Annotated in this window: 19 protein-coding genes and 1 tRNA gene; 11 read left to right on the forward strand and 9 right to left on the reverse strand. The window is 61.9% G+C overall.

Features of this window, described 5'->3' with window-relative positions; all coding sequences use genetic code 11:
* Positions 1–25: 25 nt before the first annotated feature.
* Both obgE and GCU42_RS05325 read left to right on the forward strand, forming a co-directional pair.
* Entirely contained in the window at positions 26–1,087 is a 1,062-nt protein-coding gene (obgE, locus tag GCU42_RS05320; protein WP_114226573.1) for a GTPase ObgE, read from the forward strand.
* A complete protein-coding gene (locus tag GCU42_RS05325) occupies positions 1,084–1,989 on the forward strand; it encodes an NAD-dependent epimerase/dehydratase family protein (protein WP_114226574.1) in 906 nt (301 codons plus the stop codon). Before obgE ends, GCU42_RS05325 begins: the two co-directional genes overlap by 4 nt.
* Here the strand turns inward: GCU42_RS05325 and GCU42_RS05330 are convergent.
* A complete protein-coding gene (locus GCU42_RS05330; RefSeq protein ID WP_114226575.1) occupies positions 1,986–2,537 on the reverse strand; it encodes a Pycsar system effector family protein in 552 nt (183 codons plus the stop codon). The genes GCU42_RS05325 and GCU42_RS05330 overlap by 4 nt on opposite strands.
* Positions 2,538–2,666: 129 nt before the next feature.
* Between GCU42_RS05330 and purS the strand changes: the two genes are divergently transcribed.
* From purS to GCU42_RS05345, 3 genes are all read left to right on the forward strand, one after another.
* On the forward strand, positions 2,667–2,912 hold the full coding sequence (gene purS, locus GCU42_RS05335; RefSeq protein ID WP_114226576.1) for a phosphoribosylformylglycinamidine synthase subunit PurS: 246 nt from the start codon (positions 2,667–2,669) through the stop codon (positions 2,910–2,912).
* A complete protein-coding gene (gene purQ, locus GCU42_RS05340) occupies positions 2,905–3,573 on the forward strand; it encodes a phosphoribosylformylglycinamidine synthase subunit PurQ (RefSeq protein ID WP_114227735.1) in 669 nt (222 codons plus the stop codon). The genes purS and purQ overlap by 8 nt, the downstream gene beginning before the upstream one ends.
* 35 nt (positions 3,574–3,608) lie before the next feature.
* A tRNA-Arg gene (locus GCU42_RS05345) sits at positions 3,609–3,685 on the forward strand.
* Positions 3,686–3,874: 189 nt separating this feature from the next.
* On the opposite strand, the gene GCU42_RS05350 is transcribed toward GCU42_RS05345, so the two are convergent.
* From GCU42_RS05350 to GCU42_RS05365, 4 genes are all read right to left on the reverse strand, one after another.
* Positions 3,875–5,497 (reverse strand): recombinase family protein, encoded by a 1,623-nt coding sequence (locus tag GCU42_RS05350; protein ID WP_162789138.1) that lies wholly within the window; start codon positions 5,495–5,497, stop codon positions 3,875–3,877.
* A 19-nt stretch (positions 5,498–5,516) separates the two neighbouring features.
* The gene (locus GCU42_RS05355; protein ID WP_114226578.1) at positions 5,517–5,924 is read right to left on the reverse strand and encodes a DUF2924 domain-containing protein; all 408 of its coding nucleotides are present in this window, start codon (positions 5,922–5,924) and stop codon (positions 5,517–5,519) included.
* A complete protein-coding gene (locus GCU42_RS05360) occupies positions 5,921–6,223 on the reverse strand; it encodes a DUF3489 domain-containing protein (protein ID WP_162789139.1) in 303 nt (100 codons plus the stop codon). The genes GCU42_RS05355 and GCU42_RS05360 overlap by 4 nt, the downstream gene beginning before the upstream one ends.
* A gap of 408 nt (positions 6,224–6,631) precedes the next feature.
* The gene (locus GCU42_RS05365) at positions 6,632–7,588 is read right to left on the reverse strand and encodes a COG3904 family protein (protein WP_152569454.1); all 957 of its coding nucleotides are present in this window, start codon (positions 7,586–7,588) and stop codon (positions 6,632–6,634) included.
* Positions 7,589–8,243: 655 nt separating this feature from the next.
* Between GCU42_RS05365 and GCU42_RS05370 the strand changes: the two genes are divergently transcribed.
* Positions 8,244–9,650, forward strand: a complete 1,407-nt coding sequence (locus GCU42_RS05370) for a 3' terminal RNA ribose 2'-O-methyltransferase Hen1 (protein ID WP_114226580.1) — start codon at positions 8,244–8,246, stop codon at positions 9,648–9,650.
* Positions 9,647–12,190, forward strand: a complete 2,544-nt coding sequence (locus tag GCU42_RS05375; protein WP_114226581.1) for a polynucleotide kinase-phosphatase — start codon at positions 9,647–9,649, stop codon at positions 12,188–12,190. Before GCU42_RS05370 ends, GCU42_RS05375 begins: the two co-directional genes overlap by 4 nt.
* Positions 12,191–12,402: 212 nt before the next feature.
* On the opposite strand, the gene GCU42_RS05380 is transcribed toward GCU42_RS05375, so the two are convergent.
* The 4 genes from GCU42_RS05380 to GCU42_RS05395 all read right to left on the reverse strand — a co-directional run bounded on the left by GCU42_RS05380 (position 12,403) and on the right by GCU42_RS05395 (position 16,613).
* Complete coding sequence (locus GCU42_RS05380; protein ID WP_114226582.1) at positions 12,403–13,386, reverse strand: GTP pyrophosphokinase; 984 nt, start codon at positions 13,384–13,386, stop codon at positions 12,403–12,405.
* Positions 13,383–14,297: a nucleoid-associated protein gene (locus tag GCU42_RS05385; protein ID WP_240309344.1), complete on the reverse strand. Its 915-nt coding sequence runs from the start codon at positions 14,295–14,297 to the stop codon at positions 13,383–13,385. Before GCU42_RS05385 ends, GCU42_RS05380 begins: the two co-directional genes overlap by 4 nt.
* Positions 14,298–14,679: 382 nt before the next feature.
* Positions 14,680–15,477, reverse strand: a complete 798-nt coding sequence (locus tag GCU42_RS05390) for a hypothetical protein (RefSeq protein ID WP_114226584.1) — start codon at positions 15,475–15,477, stop codon at positions 14,680–14,682.
* 29 nt (positions 15,478–15,506) lie between these two features.
* The gene (locus tag GCU42_RS05395; RefSeq protein ID WP_114226585.1) at positions 15,507–16,613 is read right to left on the reverse strand and encodes a hypothetical protein; all 1,107 of its coding nucleotides are present in this window, start codon (positions 16,611–16,613) and stop codon (positions 15,507–15,509) included.
* 650 nt (positions 16,614–17,263) lie between these two features.
* On the opposite strand from GCU42_RS05395, the gene GCU42_RS05400 reads away from it, so the two are divergent.
* From GCU42_RS05400 to GCU42_RS05415, 4 genes are all read left to right on the forward strand, one after another.
* Complete coding sequence (locus GCU42_RS05400) at positions 17,264–18,502, forward strand: ATP-binding protein (protein WP_114226586.1); 1,239 nt, start codon at positions 17,264–17,266, stop codon at positions 18,500–18,502.
* Positions 18,499–19,845 (forward strand): DUF6414 family protein, encoded by a 1,347-nt coding sequence (locus GCU42_RS05405; protein ID WP_114226587.1) that lies wholly within the window; start codon positions 18,499–18,501, stop codon positions 19,843–19,845. Before GCU42_RS05400 ends, GCU42_RS05405 begins: the two co-directional genes overlap by 4 nt.
* A gap of 111 nt (positions 19,846–19,956) precedes the next feature.
* On the forward strand, positions 19,957–20,742 hold the full coding sequence (locus GCU42_RS05410; RefSeq protein WP_162789141.1) for a hypothetical protein: 786 nt from the start codon (positions 19,957–19,959) through the stop codon (positions 20,740–20,742).
* Positions 20,743–20,748: 6 nt separating this feature from the next.
* A complete protein-coding gene (locus GCU42_RS05415; protein ID WP_114226589.1) occupies positions 20,749–21,330 on the forward strand; it encodes a hypothetical protein in 582 nt (193 codons plus the stop codon).
* The last annotated feature ends 1 nt before the right edge of the window (position 21,331 follow it).

Here is a 21,331-nt window from a genome sequence, read left to right on the forward strand (position 1 = left end):
CGCCGCCCCGGAGTAGGGCGAGCCCATGCATTTTCTCGATCAAGCCAAGATCTACGTCCGCGCGGGCGCAGGCGGCCCCGGCGCCGTCAGCTTCCGCCGCGAGAAGTTTGTCGAGTTCGGCGGTCCCGACGGCGGCGACGGCGGCAAGGGCGGCGACATCGTGTTCGAAGCCGTCGCCGGCCTCAACACGCTGATCGACTTCCGCTACACCCAGCATTTCCGCGCCCCCCGCGGCAAGGGTGGGTCGGGTTCCAACCGCACCGGTGCCGGCGGCCCCGACCTGGTGATCAAGGTGCCCGTCGGGACGCAGGTGCTGGCGGACGACGAGGACCGGTCGGTGATCGCCGACCTGACCGAGCTCGGCCAGCGGGTCGTGCTGCTCGAAGGCGGCATGGGCGGGCGCGGCAACGCCAGCTACAAGACCTCGACCAACCGCGCGCCGCGCCAGCACCAGCCGGGGATCGCCGGCGAGGAATTGTGGCTGTGGCTGCGCCTCAAGCTGCTCGCCGACGTCGGACTGGTCGGCCTTCCCAATGCGGGCAAGTCGACCTTCCTCAACCGCACCACCAACGCGATGGCCAAGGTCGGCGACTATCCGTTCACGACGCTGCGCCCGCAGCTCGGCGTCGTCCGCCACAAGGGTCGCGAGTTCGTGCTCGCCGACATTCCCGGGCTGATCGAAGGCGCGGCCGAGGGGGCCGGGATCGGCGACCGCTTCCTCGGCCATGTCGAGCGCACACGCGTGCTGCTTCACCTGATCGACGCCGCGGGCGACGACCCCGCCGACGCCTATCGCGTGATCCGCGGCGAGCTAGAGGCCTATGGCGCCGATCTCGACGACAAGGCCGAGGTATTGGTCCTGACCAAGAGCGACGCCGCCACGCCCGAGCAGATTAAGCAGGCCCGCAAGGCGCTCAAGAAGGCGGGTGCGAGCGAGCCGTTGCTGGTCTCGGCCGCCACCGGCGACGGGGTCGACGAGGTGCTCGACACGCTGCTCGAGCGGCTCAGCGGCGGATCGGAGGCGACCGACTACGCCGACCTCGACGATAACGACGAGCCGACCGAAAAGGCCTGGTCGCCGCTGTGAAGCTGGCGATCACCGGGGGGACTGGCTTCGTCGGCGGGCGTCTGCGTGCCCTCGCGGTCGCCGCCGGGCACAAGCTCCGCGCGCTGACACGCCAGCCGCGTGAGGACGAGCGCGGGGTCGAATGGATCGTCGGCGCGCTCGACCATCGCGAGACGCTGCAGCGGCTGGTCGAGGGATGCGACGCGGTGATCCACGTCGCCGGCGTGCTCAAGGCACGCACCCGCGCCGAGTTCGACGCGGGCAACGTCACCGGTACGCTCAACATGCTGGCGGCGGCGACCGCCGGGGGCGTCCACCGCTTCGTCCATGTCTCGAGTCTCGCCGCGCGCGAGCCGACGCTGTCACTCTATGGCGCGTCCAAGGCGCGCGCCGAGCAGATCGTGATGGACAGCGGCCTCGACTGGGCGATCGTTCGGCCGCCTGCGGTCTATGGCCCGGGCGATGCCGAGATGCTCGACCTGTTCAAGGCGGCGCGCAGCGGGTTCGTTCCGCTGCCGCCCGCGGGTCGGCTGTCGATCATCCATGCCGACGACCTCGCCCGGCTGCTGCTAGCGCTAGCCGATCCCGATGCGCCGCACCGCGTGCTTTATGAACCCGACGACGGCCGGCCGCATGGCTACAGCCACAAGGAATTCGCCCGCGCGATCGGCGCGGCGGTCGAGCGCCGTCCGCTCAGCCTGTCGATCCCTGCCCCGCTGCTCAAGCTCAGCGCGCGCGCCGACCAGCTGCTGCGCGGCAAGGGTGCCAAGCTGACCCAGGACCGCGCGGCCTATTTCTGCCATCCCGACTGGGCGGTGGATCCAGCGAAGCGGCCGCCGGGCGAACTGTGGGAACCGCGGATCGACGCCGCCACCGGCCTTGCGGACACCGCCGCCTGGTATGCCGCGCAGGGCTGGATCTAGCGCTTGATCACCAGCTCGTAGGCGACCGCGAGCCCGGTCACGATCAGGCCGGTCAGGAAGAAAGTGTAGCTCCAGTAGAGCCAGCGATACTTCTCCTTCCGAAGCACGAAGCCGTGGTCGTAGACGCTGCCGGCGATGTGCCGATAGACCGCCTCCTCCGACTTCATCACCTTGATCGCCTGCTCGATATAGGCCGCCCGGCTGATGTTGGTGAAGGAGCCGAAATAGAGCAGGTTGGCGGTCTCGGGCGTGACCTTCCACTTGCGCAGCGGGCCCGGACGGACGGTAAGGATGCCGAGCACCGTCGCCATGAAGGAAAAGGCGGTCAGCAGCACCAACGGCAGGCTGGCCTTGCCGGCCGCGACGTCGCTGATCGACAGGCTGAACACCACGAAGCTGGCGCCCATCAGCATCGAGGATTTGTTGTCGGCCATCTGGCTCAAGGCCATCTGCCCGCTGTCGGCGGCGAGCAGGAATTCGTGCACGTCCTTGGGAAAGACGTATTCGTCTTCGCCCTGCAGGCTGGGGGTGGGATCGGCCTCGCTCATGCTTGGCGATGCTGCATCCGGCGGCGGCATGGCGTCAATGGGCTGGCCGGTGTTGAGCCGCCAAGGCTTGCCTGTCGCGCCCCTCCCCGCCATAGGCGCAGCACCGTAAACAGCCGGCGAGAAAAGACCGTGAAGGCGCGCGTGTTCGTCACCTTGAAGTCCGGCGTGCTCGACCCGCAGGGCAAGGCCATCCACCATGCGCTGCAGGGGCTCGGCTTCGACGGGGTCAATGACGTCCGCGCAGGCAAGCTGATCGAGCTTGACCTCGCCGACGGTACCTCGATCCCGCAGATCGAGGAGATGTGCCGCAAGCTCCTCGCCAACACGGTGATCGAGAATTTCCGCATCGAGTCGATGGATGGCGCCGGTGCGTAGCGCGGTCGTCGTTTTCCCCGGCTCGAACTGCGACCGCGATCTGGCGGTCGCCTTCCGCGAGGTCGGCGGGCGCGAGCCCGACTTGGTCTGGCATGGCGAGACGAGCCTGCCCGACGGCCTCGACGTGATCGGCGTTCCCGGCGGTTTTTCCTACGGCGACTATCTCCGCTCGGGCGCGATGGCGGCGCGCTCGCCGGTGATGCGCGCGGTGGCCGACGCCGCCGCCCGCGGCGTGACCGTCATCGGGGTCTGCAACGGTTTCCAGATCCTGACCGAGGCGGGGCTGCTGCCCGGCGCGCTGATGCGCAACGCCGGGCTCGCCTACATCTGCCGGCCGGTGAAGCTGGCGGTCGGCAACAGCCAGTCGCTGTTCACCAGCGGCTATGCGGCGGGCGAGGAAATCACCGTTCCGATCGCCCACCACGACGGCAATTACCAGGCCGATGCCGAGACGCTCGACCGGCTCGAAGGCGAAGGCCGCGTCGCCTTCCGCTATGCCGAGCGGACCAACGGCTCGGCGCGCGACATCGCCGGCATCGTCAACGAGGGCGGCAACGTGCTCGGCATGATGCCCCACCCCGAGCGTGCGCTCGAGACGGCCCACGGCAATCGCGACGGCCGCCGCCTGTTCGAAGGCCTGTTCGCCGCCGTCGCGGCCTAGCGCCACCGCCCGCAAGGCGATAAGTCCGCCTGCACGCGCCCGTAGCTCAGCTGGATAGAGCACGAGCCTTCTAAGCTTGAGGTCGTAGGTTCGAACCCTACCGGGCGCGCCACCCAGTCCTGCTCGCCTCTCCTTTTTCGAGGCCGGCACCCTCGCGCCTCAGGAACTCGCCGGAAACCCCGGATACCTGGAGGCGCCCTTTCCGTGATTGCCGCCGTGAGACGGAGCTCAAGAGCGAGTTGCGGGCCCTTTCGCACGCAAATCTCAGGTGGCCGATTTCGTGACCGCAAGTCTGATGCGCTTAGTTGCGGAAGAGCAAGCGCTGTTGCTCTGTCCAATTGGCCGGAAGATCGGCGGCAAGCAAAGCTCGCTTAGTTAGGTGAGTAGGACAGGCTGCGTCGAGTATGGTGACGACGATCTCGGGCGAGAGGTGGGCTATACGGTAGAGCGCTGCCAGGTTCGCACGGCAGCGACCAGCCTTGGCGGCAATTGCGGAGAGACTTACTCCTGCGGAAGAGTCGATAAGTCGTTTAGCTTCCGCAGCCTCTCTGAGAACCGAAAGCAATTGTGACTGAGGCTCCGTGTGCTTGGCGCCCTCCCCGAGTACCAGCTTGATCTCCTTGCCTCGCCTCACACGAGAGACCCTAGCCCACAGGATGAGCTCACCCGCGCATTCGGAAGGTCGGTTGAGAGTGTCGGCTAACAAGTCTCCACGCAGACCAATGGTCAGGCTTCTTTCCGTCAACTCGACGCGACCAATCAGTTTCTCCGGCCCGATGTTCTCCTGAAGACGTCCTCCGGCAATCTCAGCCGAAGCGGCCACCCGCGAGAGCTCGCTCGCGCACTCGATCCCCAGCTTGGCCTTAAGCTCACTGTTTGAACTGAGAAATGATCGCACTCGCGAGAGTACCGCCTGTTCCACGTCCCACGCTGGCACCCGCAACGCCGGAGCCGCTGGCGTAGCAAAGCTCTGATCTGTGACGTAGTAGCGGTACGCCCTGCCCCGCCTCTTCGTGTGGCTTGGGACCATCCTGCGACCGTCTTGGTCGTATAGGATGCCCGCAAGGACGCTTCGGCGCGTTTTGGCTTTCTCGCGAGCTTGGCTCACACGATTAACAACAAGCTTTGCTTGGACCTGCGCCCAGAGCTCCGGTCCGATGATCGCGCTGTGCTCGCCCGGGTACCAATTCGTCTTGTGGCGAGCTTCCCCTAAATACGAACGGTTCGTCAGCAGATAATAGATCGAGCCCCGCCCGAAGTGGACACCTCCCCTGCCGGCGCGTGCCTTGGTCTTGATCTCTTCGCGTCGAAGCTCGGCGAGCAAAAGGCTGCCGCATCCCAACTCGACATAACGGCGGAAGATGTGGCGCACGGTGGCAGCGTCAACATCGTTCACGACCAGCTTGCGGTCCTGAACTTCGTACCCGAGCGGCGGGCTCCCACCCATCCAAATGCCTTTGCGACGGGAGGCCGCAACCTTATCACGGACGCGCTCGGCAATGACCTCTCGCTCGAATTGAGCAAAGCTGAGAAGAACGTTGAGCGTAAGCCGACCCATGCTTGTGGTCGTGTTGAACGACTGCGTGATGCTCACGAACGAGGCGTCTCTGCTGTCCAGCACATCCACGATCCTAGCGAAGTCAGACAAAGCGCGAGTAAGTCGATCGACTTTGTAGACGACGATCACATCAACCTTTCGCGCTTCCACGTCGGCGAGCAGTCGCTTCAATCCGGGCCGCTCAAGCGTGCCCCCGGAGAAACCACCATCGTCGTAACGCTCCCTTACGAGCGTCCAGCCCTCGTGCCGCTGACTGCTGACGTAGGCGGCGCAGGCTTCATATTGGGCATCGAGGCTATTGAAGTCCTGCTCCAGTCCCTCCTCGGTCGACTTACGAGTGTAGACGGCGCAACGGAGCTTCCTCACCCCCTCCCTTTTACCGGCGTCATGCATTGGCGTTCAGACCGAAGAAGCGTGGGCCCGACCACGCGGTCCCGGTCACCTCCCTCGCAATCTGGCTGAGCGAACGATAGCTTCGGTTTTCGTGCTCGTAGCCTTCATCAGTGACCAGCACTTCGATCGTCCGGCCATTCCAACTTCGCAGTAGACGCGTTCCTGGCTTCATGACCGGCAGCGCCGCACCTCGGCCAGTTGGAGCGAGTAGCTTCCTCCGGCAACGGGCGGACAAGCCGCCTAGTGCGCGCTCCTGAAGCCGATAGCCGATTGCGAGGCGCATCAACTCGGCAGTGATTTTTGGTGGCTCAGCCTTGAGCTGGCGAGTCCACTCGGCCCTGAGTTCGACGGCGCTCATTTGCTGGAGCGCCGCTAGCTTCGCGTCGAGGTTCCTGCTCATTCGGGCGCCACCGCGCGGTAAGTGCGAACACCATCGACCTTGTCGCTGGTGATTGCGTATCCACGCTTACGTAAGCCCGTCAGTGAGGCACGCACCGTATGCGATTGCCAGCCGGTCGCTTCAACCAGGACTGGCAGCGTGGCTCCAGCCTCGCTGACCAGCATCGCTACGATCTTCGCCTGCTTGCTAGGCTTCGCGGTAGTAATGTTGGAAGCGTGGCTGCGCGTTGCACTCTCGGACTGTGGCACGCTGCCGCGTGGTTTACCGCCTCGAGACTTTGTCGAAGTCGTCTTGTTCATGTCGATGGCTCCCTGTGCAGAGCAGCCAAGCGCTGCTCCCACCATCGACAGCCCCACCGGTTCGCCGGTCGGGGCTAGGCGCCCAGCTTCGGGGCGCTGACAGCACCAATGCTCAGCTTGACGACGAAGTCGAGCGAAAGATCAGCTCATCGAGGCCAGGGCGGTTGCTTTCGCGGCTACTCAAGATGGCCCAAGGAGGCCTTCTCCGACGTCTGGCATTGGTGGAAATCCGACAGTCTGCTTTCGGCGCGGCGTAGGTGGATGGTCGACGTTCGTTCAGCCAAGCCGCTATAACGGGATGCGACGCATCGTGGACGTTCAGGGCCAACGCAGGCCTGAGCGGCGCTGCCCGGTAAGGTCGGAAGGGCTGATTCTAGGTGCAAAGGCGAACGACAGGCGTTCTGCGTCCTACCGACGAACGTAGCTGCTAAGGCACTGCTTGAAGTAGTCAGCTATCTCAGATCTGACGGGTTTGAGGTCCATTGATCCACCAGCACGAACTGCTCCGAAGCCGTCGATCCAAACTCCAAGCTCGCTCGCTTTTAATAGGTCCGCTGCTTGCTTGCTATCCAGAACCCGGAATAGCCATACAGCACTGTCTTCCGGTTTCGCACCTGCCGGTCCATTCACGACAGCAGTCTCCCGCCCGTCAATCTCTAAGTATGAACGCTTTTGCCATCTCGCATCGCCGAAGAGGGCACTCTGCTCTGGATCGGTCACTATTCCCGCTTGTAGTAAGAGCGTGCCTTTCCCACAGGTGAAAAGAGCCCGAATGGTCCCGCTGGATTTGTCTTGGTTTAACCGAAGGTACGGGTGAAGCCGAACGATCCGGACTTCAGCGGAAGTCGGCTGAACGCCATTGTTCACAAGCCCGAGTTCTTGGGCCTCCGACGGCGTCAGCCATCTAATTCCCGAGGCACTTGTCGCCGACGCAATCACGAAGGCTTTCGCGTCCACGCCCATGTCTCTAAGGTAAGAGACCACGATAGCGCTAATCAGCTGGGCCTCACTCTGGGAGAGCCCGCCGCTCCTCTCGAACTGGTGAATACCTAGTCTGCCGCTCGAGCGATCAAGGAAGCGACTCACACCACCAGCAAAGGCGTATGCACAGGCGCTAGCGCAGATGGCATTCGACGATGTACCCTGATCATCGAAAGCACCTACGCTCGTGAAAAATCGCTTCTCCCTTATCGCGCGGCCCAGCTTGATACCTTCAAGCAAGGAACCCCCCGGAGAGTCGAGCACTATCCTTGCCGCTTCAAGTTTGTGCGATTCTGCAAATTGAACGAAACGATCAGCATCTCCGGACGTGATCGGACCAGATATGAAAACCTCTCTCATGCCGAGGACGGCCATTTCAGCCATCACTGTTGCCGTGTCTGTCTTCATTCTGAACGAGAGGCCAACAGAGCCTTGGGCCGAGGATGGAGCAGACGACAATGAAGCCAAGACCGCGATTACAATCGACCAAAGCTTCATCTGAGTCTCGCTAAAAGGTCGGTCTGCTGATGCGGTGATGGCCAAACATCGCTTGGATAGAAATAAAAGGACCATATCAGAAGGTCTGCTTACGGCCAGCTGTTGACGCTCGGACTAGCTCTAACCCCCATGCTTGGAGCTGGTGGAAAGCGGAACGGCTGCTTGAGGGTGAACGCAGGCGTATAGCCGACAGTCGTTCATGCGCGGCTCGGAGCTAGCTTATTAGCCATCACGGGGCTTCGACCACATCTCGAATCCACCGGACCACGGCTTAGGTGAAGGTTAGAAGCGTAGCTGGCACTCACAGCCAGTGAAAACACCTAAAGCTTGACCGAAGTCAGACCTCGGTCGATGAAGGTTACATGCGAGCGGACGCCCTTGCCTCCATTCTTCGTCGGTCGAGAGCGGCCGTTGCTTTCGCGCGCCCATACAACGCGCCAGAACCCCCTACCGGAGCTGTGCCCTAGTCGAACCTGACGTTCCGACCATCGCCACAGCCCTTCCGCTTCCCGGGAGGGCTTTTTTGTAAGTGAGTTTCCGTATGCTGCTGACCATTTCGACGACGCATCAGCCCGCGACCGACTTGGGCTTCCTGCTGATGAAGCATCCGGACAACGTGCATTCGGTGGACCTGTCGTTCGGTCGCGCGACCCTGTTCTACCCCGAGGCGAAGGAGGAACGTTGCACGGCTGCGATCACCTTAGAGGTCGATACGGTCGAGTTGGTGCGCGGCAAGGCAAAGATCGAGGATCAGTATGTCAGCGACCGGCCCTATGTGGCTTCCTCCCTGCTGTCGGTCGCGCTTGGGCGGCTCCTCAACACGGCGATGGGCGGCCGCTCCAAGCACCGACAGGAGCTGGCCGAGGTCGCGATCCCTTTGGAGGTCGAACTTACACCATTGCCGGCTCGAGGAGCCGCCGATCTGCTCGCCCGCTTGTTCGAGCCGCTTGGCTATTCCGTCCAAGTGTCTGCCATCCCGCTCGATCCGGCGCACCCGGAATGGGGTGATAGCCCTTACGTCCAGCTGAAGCTGGCCGGCCAGCAACGGTTGGCGGCGCTGCTCGCCCATCTGTTCGTGCTCATTCCCGTGCTCGACAATTCAAAGCATTACTACGTGGGCGAAGACGAGGTGCAGAAGCTGCTCCGCAAGGGCGAAGGGTGGCTTGAGACGCACCCAGACCGAGAATTGATCGTCCGGCGCTACCTGCGGGGCTTTCAGTCGCTCATGCGGCAGGCGCGGACCCGGTTGGACGAGCGCGTGGAGGCCGAGGATGCGGAGGAGCATTCGTCCCGCGACGCGGAGGAAGAAGCGATCGAGAAGCCAATCCGGCTTAATGACCAGCGGATGACCTATGTGGCGGCGCTTATCCGCGAAAGCGGCGCCGAGAGCATCCTCGACCTCGGCTGCGGCGAGGGACGGCTCCTTCGCGAGCTGATCAAGATACCCGGCCTGAGAAAGATCATCGGTGTCGAAGTTGCGCCGAGGGTGCTGGCCGCTGCCGGCGACCGCCTAAAGTTGGACCATATGCCGGACATGAAGCGGCAGCGTATCCAGCTTCTGCAGGGATCGCTGGTATACCGCGACGACCGGCTTACTGGCTTCGACGCGGCAGCAGTGATCGAGGTCATTGAGCATATGGAGCCGGAGCGTCTTCCCGCCTTCGAGGCGGCTCTGTTCGGACATGCCAGGCCGCGTTTGGCGGTCATTACCACGCCTAATCGCGAGTTTAATGTCATGTTCGAAGGCATGCGGCCGGAGGCCATGCGCCATCCGGATCACCGTTTCGAGTGGACGCGCGCCGAGTTCCGCCACTGGGCCCAGAGCGTGGCTCAGGCTCATGGCTACGAAATCCGTTTCGAAGGCATTGGCGCTGAGGACGCCGCTCACGGGCACCCGACTCAGGTCGCCATTTTCGTGCGCGCTGAGAACGTGAGGGCGGCAGCGTGAAGATTGAAATTCCTGAGTTCGCCCTTGTCTTGCTGGTCGGAGCATCCGGCACCGGTAAGTCCAGCTTCGCCGCCAAGCACTTCCTTCCGACTGAGGTGATCTCTTCGGACCGGATGCGCGGGTGGGTCGCGGACGATGAAACGGACCAAGTCGCCACCAGCGATGCGTTCGACGTCCTGCACTATCTCGTCGAGAAGCGCCTGAAAGGTCGACGTTTCACCGTTATCGACGCCACAAACGTTCAGCCGGAAGCGCGCAAGGGCCTGATTGCGCTTGCCCGCAAATGGCATGCCTTGGCGGTGGCGATCGTGTTCGACCTACCGGAGGACATTGCGGTCGACCGCAATGCGCAACGCCTCGATCGGCAATTCGGAGCCGGTCCCGTCCGACGGCAGATGCAAAGCCTTCGTCGCTCGATTGGCGGGATGAGCCGCGAGGGGCTGCGTTACGTTCACCGGCTTCGCTCCGTCAAAGACATCGATGCTGTAGAGATCACTCGCACACGCCTGTGGAATGACCGAAGGGAGCTTACCGGCCCCTTCGACATCATCGGTGATGTCCACGGCTGCGGTGACGAGCTCGAGAGTCTGCTGTCGCAACTCGGATACGCCGTCTCCTGGAGCGGCAAGGATGTGACGGTAACGCCGCCGGACGGTCGACGGGCGGTTTTCGTCGGCGACCTGGTTGACCGGGGACCGCGCTCACCAGATGTGCTGCGCATTGCGAAGCATATGGTGGAAGCTGGCCATGCGCTCGCCGTTGTCGGCAACCATGACGACAAGTTGAAGCGCCATCTAGCCGGCCGGCAGGTGAAGTTGAGCCACGGCCTTGCCGAGACCGTCGAGCAGCTTGCCGCAGAGCCGCCCGAGTTCACCGCCAGCCTGCAATCGTGGCTTGACGGATTGATCAGCCACTACGTCCTCGATGGCGGCAAGCTCGTCGTTGCGCATGCCGGCCTGAAGGAAGAGATGCAGGGCCGCGCCTCGGGCGCTATTCGATCCTTCTGCATGTATGGCGAGACCACGGGCGAGATCGACGAGTTCGGCCTGCCCGTGCGCTGGGACTGGGCGGCCGATTACAAGGGCAAGGCCAAGGTGATCTACGGCCACACCCCGGTGCTTGAGGCCAACTGGGTCAACGGCACGCTATGCATCGATACCGGCTGCGTTTTCGGTGGCAAGCTGACGGCGCTGCGCTACCCTGAGCTGGAGCTTGTCTCTGTCCCGGCGGCCAAGAGCTACTACGAGCCCATCCGCCCGCTCGCAGGACCACCGGCGGACACGGGCGACACGAATCCGCTCCAGCTGAACCTGGCCGACGTGCTCGGCAAGCAGGTGATCGAGACTCGTACCTACGGCATGGTGACGGTGCGTGAGGAGAATGCGACGGCGGCACTGGAAGTGATGAGCCGCCATGCTGTTGACCCTCGATGGCTCATCTACCTCCCGCCAACCATGTCGCCGGCTGAAACCAGCGCCATGGATGGGTGGCTGGAGCGGCCGGAAGAGGCGTTCGCCTATTACGGCAGCAAGGGCGTGAAAACGCTCATTGCCGAAGAGAAGCACATGGGTTCGCGAGGCCTCATTCTGCTTGCGCGCACGCAGGAGGCTGCCGCCAAGCGCTTTGGCGTCCATGATGGCAGCCGTGGCGTGATCGTCACCCGTACGGGTCGACGCTTCTTCAACGATGCGGAGCTTGAGGCCGCAGCGCTGCACCGGGTGGATGCGGCGATGGAGGCATCGGCGCTGTGGTCCGAGCTCTCTACTGACTGGGTTTTGTGGGACGCGGAGATCCTGCCCTGGAGCATGAAAGCTGGTGCCTTGGTGCGGGGGCAGTATGCGGCCGTCGGGGCCGCGGCAATCAGTGGTCTGGATACGCTTTCACGAGCGCTTTCGTCCGCACGGTCGCGCGGGGTGGGGGTCGCTGATCTGGCTGAGACAACTTTCGGACGGCTCAACGATGCCGTTCGTTTCCGTTCGGCCTACAACCGCTACGTTGCTCCGTTCGCTGGCATCGACGACCTGAAGATCGCGCCCTTCCACCTGCTGGCCAGCGAGAGTTCTGCGCACTCCGACAAGAGCCACTTGTGGCACATGGGCGCGGCGCACCGGCTGTCCACTGCTGATCCTGCTTTGCTGCTTGCGACCGAGTATCGGCGCATCGATCTTGATGATGACCGCTCAACTGCGGATGCAATTGCCTGGTGGGAGCAGATGACCGAGGCAGGCGGCGAAGGCATGGTCGTGAAGCCATTAGACTTCGTCACCCTGGGACAGAAAGGTTTGCTTCAGCCCGCCATCAAGTGTCGCGGCCGGGAGTATCTCCGGATCATCTACGGACCCGATTACGACCGGCCCGAGAACCTGCTCCGCCTGAAGAAGCGTGGCCTCGGCCAGAAAAGGTCAATGGCGCTGCGAGAATTCGCCCTCGGGCTAGAGGCGCTGCACCGCTTCGTCGAACACTCTCCGCTCACGCGGGTGCATCAATGCGTATTCGGTGTGCTGGCAATGGAAAGCGAGCCTGTCGACCCGCGTCTGTGAGCTAGGCCAAAGCCCTCGCGAGCAGTCTGCAAGTGACCACTTGCCGAAGCTGACTCGGAGAAGTCAACGGGTCGTCCATCCGTGGTGGGAAGCGAACCGACTGCTTCCGGGCGAGCCCTCGCGCATAGCTGACGTTCGCTGATGCGCAGCTAGATGTCTGCCCAGCGCCATTGCCGGCCGCTCACGCCCGGACCCGCTACCTCGAAGGCTGGTCAGTGAACACTTTCGCCAAGGTCGTTCAAAAGCGGCTCCATCTCTCGTTCGGTGAGCGGCCACTGAGCCTTCGCGCGCCGTGCCGACGAGCAAATCGCAAGGTACGCGAGCAGTACCGACGGCTGTTTAAAAATCGGATTGTTCGCGGCAACCCTTTCGCGGATCAGCCCTGGAAGAAAGCCTTTCTCATCCAAAAGGCGCTTCACCTCTTCCAGATAATTGGGAGAAGTATTCTCGTAGGCGCCGAGCAGAAGGCCTTCCAAGGATGTTGGCTTCGGCTCGATCCCAATGAGTTCGCGATAAATGGCGCTTAGGTCGGATGTCATCTGCCTGACAGCCGCGAGGGCCGCATCGACATCTGTGGAGACTTTCTCGAAGTAGTCGTTAGTGGCCTCGAGTAGGGCCATAGCCTTCGCCGCATTGCGCTGCATGTACGGAGTCGCGGCAATTTGTGGCTTGTAGATCGTGTCGTGCGTAAGTTCACTGTACGCGTGCTGAAGCAGAGTCTTGATCTGCACCTCACATGGAGTGCCGGCAGGAATGTTGATGCCGTCATGATCAGTGTCTGCGTCTGGACGCACGATGAAGTGGACAGCGGCATAATCGAACTTGAGTGGGTTCTCGTTCTGTTCCGCCTCATAGTCTCGATCCTTCGAGAGCGTCCAGCCCCCAACTGACTCAATGGCCTGTTCGACCTTCTTGATGTCGCTGCCGAGCAGGACGACGAAACGCGTCCCCACCTTATCGGTGATATCGTCATATGGGTCGGCGTAAGGCTTGTTCCGGTAGAACGCCTTTTCAATCAGTTTCTGTCCATCTTTCGCCCGGGGCTCCGCCGGCGTCCGCAAGAAGTAACTCGCGGGAACTGGGGCAATGATGGGCGCAAGCCGCTCTGCGACCTCGCGAGATATCTTCCGTCCCCATGCCAAGTAGGTGCCCCTCTCGGCGTGCCACCGATCGAGCAGTTCCTGCTCCTTGCTCATTCCTGCCCCTGCATCTCGCCGCGGATCGTGATCTGCGTCCAGCCGGCACCCCGCTCGCCCTCGATCCTGTCGACAGTAACGAGGTCTCGCACAGCATCCGGCGGACCCGACAGAGTGATCGATCTGGGAAACTTGAGCTTCCGCCAACGCAGCAACCCTGTGACCTCCGACAGGTCCTTGGTGACCGCGCCTGCGGGGAACCGCTTCTGGCGCATATGCCTCTCGTACTCATCTGCCATCTCCGGCCGCATGTACGTGTTGGCGAACCGCGAAGTCTGGATCGTGTTGCCGCGGTCAAGCTTCAAGTAAGAATACAGCCCGTTGAAGAGGTCGACCTTCTCGTCTTCGGCCAAGTTGCTCGCCTTGATGAAGGCTTTGGTCTCCTCGAAGAACTTTCGAACTTGCTGAGCGGCGTTCTCGGGGATGTTGAGCCCGAGGAAAGTGCTGTAGAAATAGGTAGCTGCAGCGTCGCGCTGCAAGGACGTCATAGCGCTATCGTAGACTACCGGTCGCCATCCCTCTGGGAGGGCCGGCCGCGGCTCGGCTCCATCGCTGATGAAGAGCCCGATCTTGTAGAGCTTGGTCTTCGGACTGAGGAAAAGGTTGTTTTCAAACCTGGCTTGAAGATCGTTCGTTTTGATGAATCCCTCGTGCAGCTCAGCTTTCATGAGGCCGAAGAAACGAGTGGCTGGATGACCAACTGTTCCGTCGAACACGACTATGAGCCCGCCCGGGATGGCGCGCGATCCTTGAGCGTTCGCTAAGGCATCCGCAAACAGCTGCGAGTGGCCAACAAAATCATCATCGCTCTTAGTGATCAGCTCGACGCCATTCGCCACGACGCTGCCGGCGCCGAACTCTCGGATCGTCATCTCCATGCACTGGGCGCTCGCCTTGAAGGCGGCGATCACTCGACTGCGAAATGCCTCGAGCGCGCGGTCTTCAAGCCGGAGGAGACCGGTCCCATACGTCGGCCGGCGGAGTGGCCCTTCTTCGGTTCGCCGATGCACTTCGTGCAGACAAACCCTGCCAATAGTCAGGTTCTCTAATGGCACTGATTGCTTTCCCCTTTGATCAGACGCCCGAGCCCGCCGTGATGGTTGTCGATCCGTGACTTATCGGGTGTGATGGAGCCCAAGGCAAATCGGCAGTGTCTCGAAGCCCTTAGGCTGTCATCGATGTGATCTGCGAGCGAGTGATCTTCTCGGAGCCTGAGGGTGGACCCGAACAAGCGGCTACTCTCGGGAACTGATTACGCCGCTCTCGATGTCGGCTCGTGGTTCCCTGCTGCCTTCACCCGAGCGCTCCGTCTGAAGAGCGGTTTTTTGAGCTGCCCCTGTTCACCGGACGGGGTGGACCCATTTCCCTAAGCCGAGCGCCGATATGACTGAGGCGAAGCTTCATGTCCTGTTCGGCGGTTAGAAACTCCACTCGCCGTGCATACTTTGATGGATGTGCCAGTGCGCACGCGAGTACCGGCCGCGGCAGGATCGAGCACTGAACCTCTTTGACAGCATAGACGAGCGCTGAGTGCCGACCGTTGGGCGTGAGGACCGGTGCCACAAGCGAAGGCCCGAGAGGCGCGGTCCCGAAGGCCTGATGGAACATCGCAAGCGCATCGTGACCTTCAAAGATAATGACCTCGGGTGAGACGCGACCGACGATCTGCGAGACAACCGGGATCGACTCCTGCAACGCTTTGGCCATCGGCATGCCGCCCTGCTGCTTGCGAAACTTGGTCACGCTTTGCGAGCGGCGAAAGACCATGTTCGTCTTGGGCACGCGGCGGAGAATTGCGTCGTCGATTCCGAGGACGCGCTTGAGCAGCGGCTGCATAACGGCCTGGATGTCGTACCGCTCGTCAACGTAGTCGTGCTGCCAAGCGGAGCAAAACTCGTCCGCATCGGGGTTCATGGTCCACGTCGACGGATCCCCACCGGGATTGATGCCAAGCACCATGATTGGCGAGGGCGTGATGCGACTGTAGAAGATGCTATAGAAGCGTCGCTCGGTGAGCATAGAGCGTGCTTGATACTCAGCGTTGAGAACCTTCATGAACTCGACCTCGGAGTCCAAAACGGTATCAGGCATGGCACCTTCGGTTCTCGTCATGGCCGCTCTTACGATCGAATGAGGTCGAGCAGCCGCCTGAATTCGCCATCTGGCGTCGCGCCCTTCCACATGTTCGCGAAGCGGCACACCACCTGCAAGTTGCCATCACAATAGTGTCCCCCGCTGTCGATGCGGTCCAGGGATGCAAGCATCGCTAAATCTTCGGCCTCGCCACGCCATTGCAGCGGCAGCGACGTTATTGCGCAGCGTTTCTCCTGCTCCGCAATTAAACGGACGATAATTGCCTCGAGCTCCGATTGAGAGTGGTGGACCCGCTTGATCTTGCGGATGGTCGTCGAGGTCTGACCGGACTGCGCGGCGGCAGCCATAGCGTTGATCGCCATCTCGACTACCGACTTCTTCTGCGCGCTAGAATAGCGTACGGTGCCCGGTCCGGTGCCCTTAGCGCGCCTTTCCTCGTCCATCCGGACCAGCATCCAGCAGAAGGAATGTGCGTCGATGTGCCTTGCGTTCGCCAGACCCGGCTTGGTGGCGAGCCGTTCCTGTACAGCTTCCAGGGCTTCGTTGAAGTCGGCGTAGTTCGCCCACGAGCAGCGCCCGCTCGTCCTGAGATCGATGCCGAGCCGCGTAAACGCCTGATCGAAGGTGCGGGGAGCGATGGGAGCGAACCGATCGATGTCAATCAGGAAGAAGAGATATGCCACCAGTGGGTAGCCATCGCCAGCGAGCTCGCGCAGGCGCTCGAACAGCTCGCCTGGGTGGCTAACGGTGCGGAAGGCTTCCCAAAGCCACCTTTCAAACGCCCGGCGCCGCTGCGAATTAGTCCGGGCCGAGACGAGGGAAGCATGGCTCGCCGAGCCTGGACCGTAGCGTCCTTCCCACGAGACGAGATTATTGCGCGTTTGGTCGGTGCCCTTAATTTCGATCGCGGCTATGGCGCCGTCGAGCATCTTACCGCTGCCAATGTCACCCTCGGTCCATGATCCAGCGCTGAGTTCTCCGAGCGCTCGCTCTCTTAGCTGCGGCTTGTACCCTTCCCAGCCGTCCGCTGCACCCGACGCGAAGCTGATGAACGGGCCATCGTTGAAGTGCCGGTAAGTCGAGTCGCTGAAGGTCTCGAACTCGCGCTCGAAATGCGGAACGTCGAACGCCAATTCCTAAGTTCCTTGAAATCAGTCCCTGCTCTCAGGATAACTGTGCTCCGATGATCCAACGTCCGCAAGCGGGGGCCACCAGACGAGAGTTGAACGACCGTTTCTGGGTCTTTTCGGACGACGAAGCATTCTGAGCTGACCCGCGGTTCCAATCGGTGAAGAAGTGTCTGAAAAGACCCATCTGCCGCCATTCAGGGCAACCTCGCCGTTTCCCGTAAGCAGCCGTTTGTTCATGCATGTCTTGAAACTGTAAGTGGCCGGTCTCTGCAAAAAGCCGCAGCGAGCGGACACCGTTTCTCCTCTCAGCATTTGAGGAAAGACACTCGTGCGGAGCGTAGCCCGAAATACCCACGCGTCTGGGTGAAGCGCGAGGCATTTGCGGCCTTCTTAGCGCGAGATCGACGTAGGCGCTTAGCGAACCAGGCTACGCCTGCTTTCACCTGATGGTACTACCGTACGTAAGAGCATACACGGAAATAACTGGCTGGTGGAGACCGCGCCAAGTGCAGAAATGCCGCAATTAGCGCGGATCTCGGCTAATCGATGTGTTGGCTACATGCGCGGTGCTAGATCCTGCGCTACATGAGCTAAGCAGATCAGACTGCAGACCGCCAGTCGGCCGGCGTACATCAGGGAGCAGCTAAGCTTTCATGGGTGAGCACAACGGAGTCGACATCGGTCACATCGTCAAGGTGTTCTTCATCGACGAGGAAACCGGCTGGGTCCACGCGAAGACTGCCGAAGGGGTCAATCGCAAGTTCCAACAGTCCGATGGCGTCCTTCCCGAGCATGGTGACGTCCTCTTCCTCTTTGATAATCGCTACGAACCTGCTCCCGAAGGCGCCTGGACTGGGCAAAACAATATCGCTGTGGTGCGAAGCATCCAGGAAGATGCGCGGGTGCTGATCGATGGGTGGATGGGGCTCAGTCTGACCACCAATCCCAATCACGTCGCGATCGAGCCGCATAACACGGTCGAATACAACGAGATCGACGGGATCGTGAGGGTCCTGTCGAAAACGCCGGTACGACCCCGGGACTTCGGCCTCGAAGCGACAGATATCCTGAAAGATTATCTGGTTGCGCCTTCTGCCAATCCCCTCACGTTCGAAGAATTCGGTGGCTACCGGGAGGTGGTCGGCCGCGCCCGCGAGCTGATCGAAACACAGCTGGATCGCCGTGAGCAACTCGCGGCGATCGGCGCGCGACCAGTCAGAGGTATCTTGTTCACGGGACCGCCGGGGACAGGGAAGACACATCTCGCCAGGATCATCGCGCATGAATCACAAGCCGACTTCTTCCTGATCAGTGGCCCATCGATCGTCAGCAAGTGGGTCGGCGACACGGAGGACAATCTGCGAAAGATCTTCGAAGCCGCGGCCGCGGCAGAGAACGGGCGCGCCATCATCTTCTTCGATGAGATTGATAGTATCGCCGAGCGACGCTCGGGAGAGTCACACGAGGCCTCAAAGCGACTGGTCGCACAGCTTCTCACTCTCATGGATGGGTTCGAGAACAAGGATCGAAGTGTGGTCGTGATTGCAGCGACCAACCGGGTGGAATCGCTCGATCCCGCGCTTACTCGGCCAGGAAGGTTCGATTGGGAGATCCAGTTCGGCCTGCCCTCCCTCGAAGATCGGCTCGCGATCCTTGCTGTGGGAGCCAAGCAGATCAAGACGACCGGAGATCTGCCGCTCAGGCAGCTTGCGGAACTCAGCGCCGGTTGGTCATCGGCAGAGCTGGACTCGATCTGGGCCGAAGCGGCCTTGGTAGCCGCTGGCGACGACCGTCATAGCATTGCCGGGGAAGACCTGGCCCAAGGGTACGAGCGAGTGGCTGCCCGCCCGCGCCGGGAGCAATCAGCCAACGACGACAAGGAAGTGATGTGACGATCGCTGAGCGGCTGAAGCGGCTGGTGGGGCTCGGACAGCGTCCGCTGCCGGTAGAGGAGGAAACCCCACCCAACTTACGCGAATTTATCTACCTCGATGAGGTTAGCCTTCGCAGCTTGCTCTCCTCGCTGAGGGGCGAAGTAACCGAAAGCACGTCCGAGCAGCAGGGATCGGGCTTTCAGGGCGAGCTGGTGGGCAAGATGGCCATGGGCGCTACCGTCGTCGGTAAAGCCGAGGTCACGTCCAAGTATCAGACGAGCAACAGCAGCACACTCCAGACTTCGCGCAAGGCCACTGTGCAGTCGTGGTTTCGCGAGCTGCATGGGTTCCGCAACGTTCGTCTAGTCGAACCGACCGGCGAGGTGTCGCCGCTCCGGCATCAAGATGAGCTCAGCCAAGTCCGCGACACCAACGTCGCGTTACCCGCGGCAAGCTTGAAGCGCGGCGAGATGGTCGAGTTCCGGATCCGTCTGGCGGCTGACTACGTATTTCACCTCGGGACCATCGCCGAGGAGTTCGCCGGGATCGCCAAAGACTTTCCCCAGATCGTCGCGTCACCACAGGCGAAGGCAATGCTGGGCGACACGTATGTGGTGAGCCGTCTCCTGAGCCGCCTTCTAGCCGGCTTGATCCCGGTGAGGTGCGAGGCACTCGACTACGTGGTCGTGGAGGTCGCAGGCGAGGAATATGTCGCGCGGCGTGAGCTCGTTAAGGGTCTTGGATTGGAAACGAGGACACTCGAGCTAGTGGGCGTGACGGAGCACCTAGCCTACTGGAAGGACATTCGTCGGGTGCTGTTCTCCGGTGCTGAATGCACGATGCTCGCGCGTGTAGCACGCTCCCGACTGCACGACAGCTGGACGCCCGTGAAGCTTGCTGAGCTGTTCCGGCCGTTCACGCCCGACCTGGTGAGCCAGATAACCCGGGCGAGCCGAGATCCCTTCCTGGACGGATCGAAAAAGCCGGCCGACGAAGGGCCGAACCGAATGAAAGTCGCGCTCAAGCATTACGCAAACAGCATCGTAGCGCATCTCGCCGACGAACAGCCTGCATCGCGCCCCTCTCCCGACTTCCTGATCGATGCCCTTGCTGCCACCGATGGCAGCGCCGGCGAGCAGCGAACGGCCTTTGCCGTGGTCCGCGACGCGATCCTGAAGGACCAGGACAAGACCATAGACCCGGACAGCGACCTGGCGCTCAGGAATGAAGCCCGAACCTTCGCCGGTCTGGCCCTCCTTCCAGGTTCCGACACGGAAGCTCCGGCGCCAGTCGTTTATGCCGGTCCTGAGCAAAAGCTACCCAAGCTCCTCGATGTCGAAGTGATTGCGATCTACTGGTGATAGCTTCTCGGCAGCTCGTACACCAAAGGCCCGAAAGTAGGCCAAGTGTTTTAGTGGAGCTTGCCCGCGCTCTTCCTGCACTCGGCGACCCGCCAGAGGATCATGGGCTGAGTGACTGACATGTCGAACTTCATCAATAAGCTTTCAGCTCAGCTCTCGTCGCCTCCCTGGTCGTGCGCTGGCGTTGAGGCATTGTCGCGCTTCGGCGCTCGTACCGTGCATGCCTCGCGTCACCTCATGCAGCCGCAAACGCTTGAACGCCTCCCTAAGCGGGACTGGCAAACCGATCGGGAGGCGCTTGCAGCCTTTCAAGGCTGGCACGACGAGAGCCACTGCCTAGCTATGCTCGGGCATGATTGGCTCTGGGTTCTTGAATGGCAAGCGACCGAGGGCCTTGCTTATTACCTCGCGCAGCCGAGCCGGAGCGTGCGCCTGGCCCGCTGCTTGGCCTTCCTGCGATCTCTCGAACCGCCGGCCGGAACGCAGTGGCCAGTTACCCTGAACGAGGCGCAAGTTACCGCCGAGAAGCCTGCACGCGGGCGCGGCAGGAAGGTGTCTGCGGGCCGCATAGATCTCCTGGTCGCAGGAAAGAGTGCTGGGCAGGATTACGGCGCGGTTATCGAAGCCAAGTTCGGCCACGACCTTAGCACCAATCCCCTGCCCGCTTATCACGCGACGGCCGGTCGCCTCGGCCTCCACACAGGAAACTGCCGCTTCATTGTCCTTGCGGTCGCCATCGATGCGACCATCCAGGCGAGGCTCCGGCGCAATCCCGCCTGGTCCTTTCAGTCCTGGAGACGCCTCCTCCTCAACCTGGAACGCGAACTGCCCCGCGAGTTCGACGACGATGACTTCAGGCGATTTCGTCGCACCCTGCTCGATCGCTCCAGCCGCTAAGGAACCATGATGATCTACCACTTCAGGGACAGTGTGCGTTCTTACCTCCACGACCGGATGATCGGCGCCGGCGTCGATCTTCTAGCTGACACTTCGAGCAAGCTCGTGCCCGACCTTCGATGGAATGAGCTCCCTTCCTACTATGAGGCGTGGTTGGCAGCTCAGCGGGTGAAGGGTGACTGGGCCCTGACCTTGCTCGAGCTATGGGAAGCATGCTGGTCAGACAACGTGCCCGCTGGTTGGAACGCCGTGGACCCCGACGAGCAGGTTCCGCTGAACCGCAATCTCAATCCACACCCGAATGTCTGCTGGGAAGAGAACTGGTTCGGTCGCCTCTTTCTCCAGGGAGCCGAGCGGCTGTGGCTCTGCGCCGACATGGAAGACAATGTCTTTAGGGTAGGTCTGTGGCTGGAGGACAAGCGGGAGAAGCCGCTACTTACCGGCAATGTTCCCGGCATGACTTACGATCGCGACGCGGGCATCCTCTGGCAGACGGATCCGCCGCCATATGCCCCGGATGGAAGCTTGGATGTGGGCGAAACAATCGGAGTCTGCCGTGCGGTGCGGAGCTTCCTGGAAGCCAGGTAGC

The sequence above is a fragment of the Sphingomonas ginsengisoli An et al. 2013 genome (assembly GCF_009363895.1).
In the GTDB taxonomy this organism is placed as follows: domain Bacteria; phylum Pseudomonadota; class Alphaproteobacteria; order Sphingomonadales; family Sphingomonadaceae; genus Sphingomicrobium; species Sphingomicrobium ginsengisoli.

Bases quoted from the DNA above. Each gene is read 5' to 3' on its own strand.
- GCU42_RS05330 (WP_114226575.1), bottom strand. From the start codon at position 2,537: ATGAGCGAGGCCGATCCCACCCCCAGCCTGCAGGGCGAAGACGAATAC.
- GCU42_RS05380 (WP_114226582.1), bottom strand. From the start codon at position 13,386: ATGAGCAAGGAGCAGGAACTGCTCGATCGGTGGCACGCCGAGAGGGGC.
- GCU42_RS05370 (WP_114226580.1), top strand. From the start codon at position 8,244: ATGCTGCTGACCATTTCGACGACGCATCAGCCCGCGACCGACTTGGGC.
- GCU42_RS05400 (WP_114226586.1), top strand. From the start codon at position 17,264: ATGGGTGAGCACAACGGAGTCGACATCGGTCACATCGTCAAGGTGTTC.
- GCU42_RS05360 (WP_162789139.1), bottom strand. From the start codon at position 6,223: ATGAACAAGACGACTTCGACAAAGTCTCGAGGCGGTAAACCACGCGGC.
- GCU42_RS05365 (WP_152569454.1), bottom strand. From the start codon at position 7,588: ATGGCTGAAATGGCCGTCCTCGGCATGAGAGAGGTTTTCATATCTGGT.
- GCU42_RS05390 (WP_114226584.1), bottom strand. From the start codon at position 15,477: ATGCCTGATACCGTTTTGGACTCCGAGGTCGAGTTCATGAAGGTTCTC.
- obgE (WP_114226573.1), top strand. From the start codon at position 26: ATGCATTTTCTCGATCAAGCCAAGATCTACGTCCGCGCGGGCGCAGGC.
- GCU42_RS05415 (WP_114226589.1), top strand. From the start codon at position 20,749: ATGATGATCTACCACTTCAGGGACAGTGTGCGTTCTTACCTCCACGAC.
- GCU42_RS05355 (WP_114226578.1), bottom strand. From the start codon at position 5,924: ATGAGCAGGAACCTCGACGCGAAGCTAGCGGCGCTCCAGCAAATGAGC.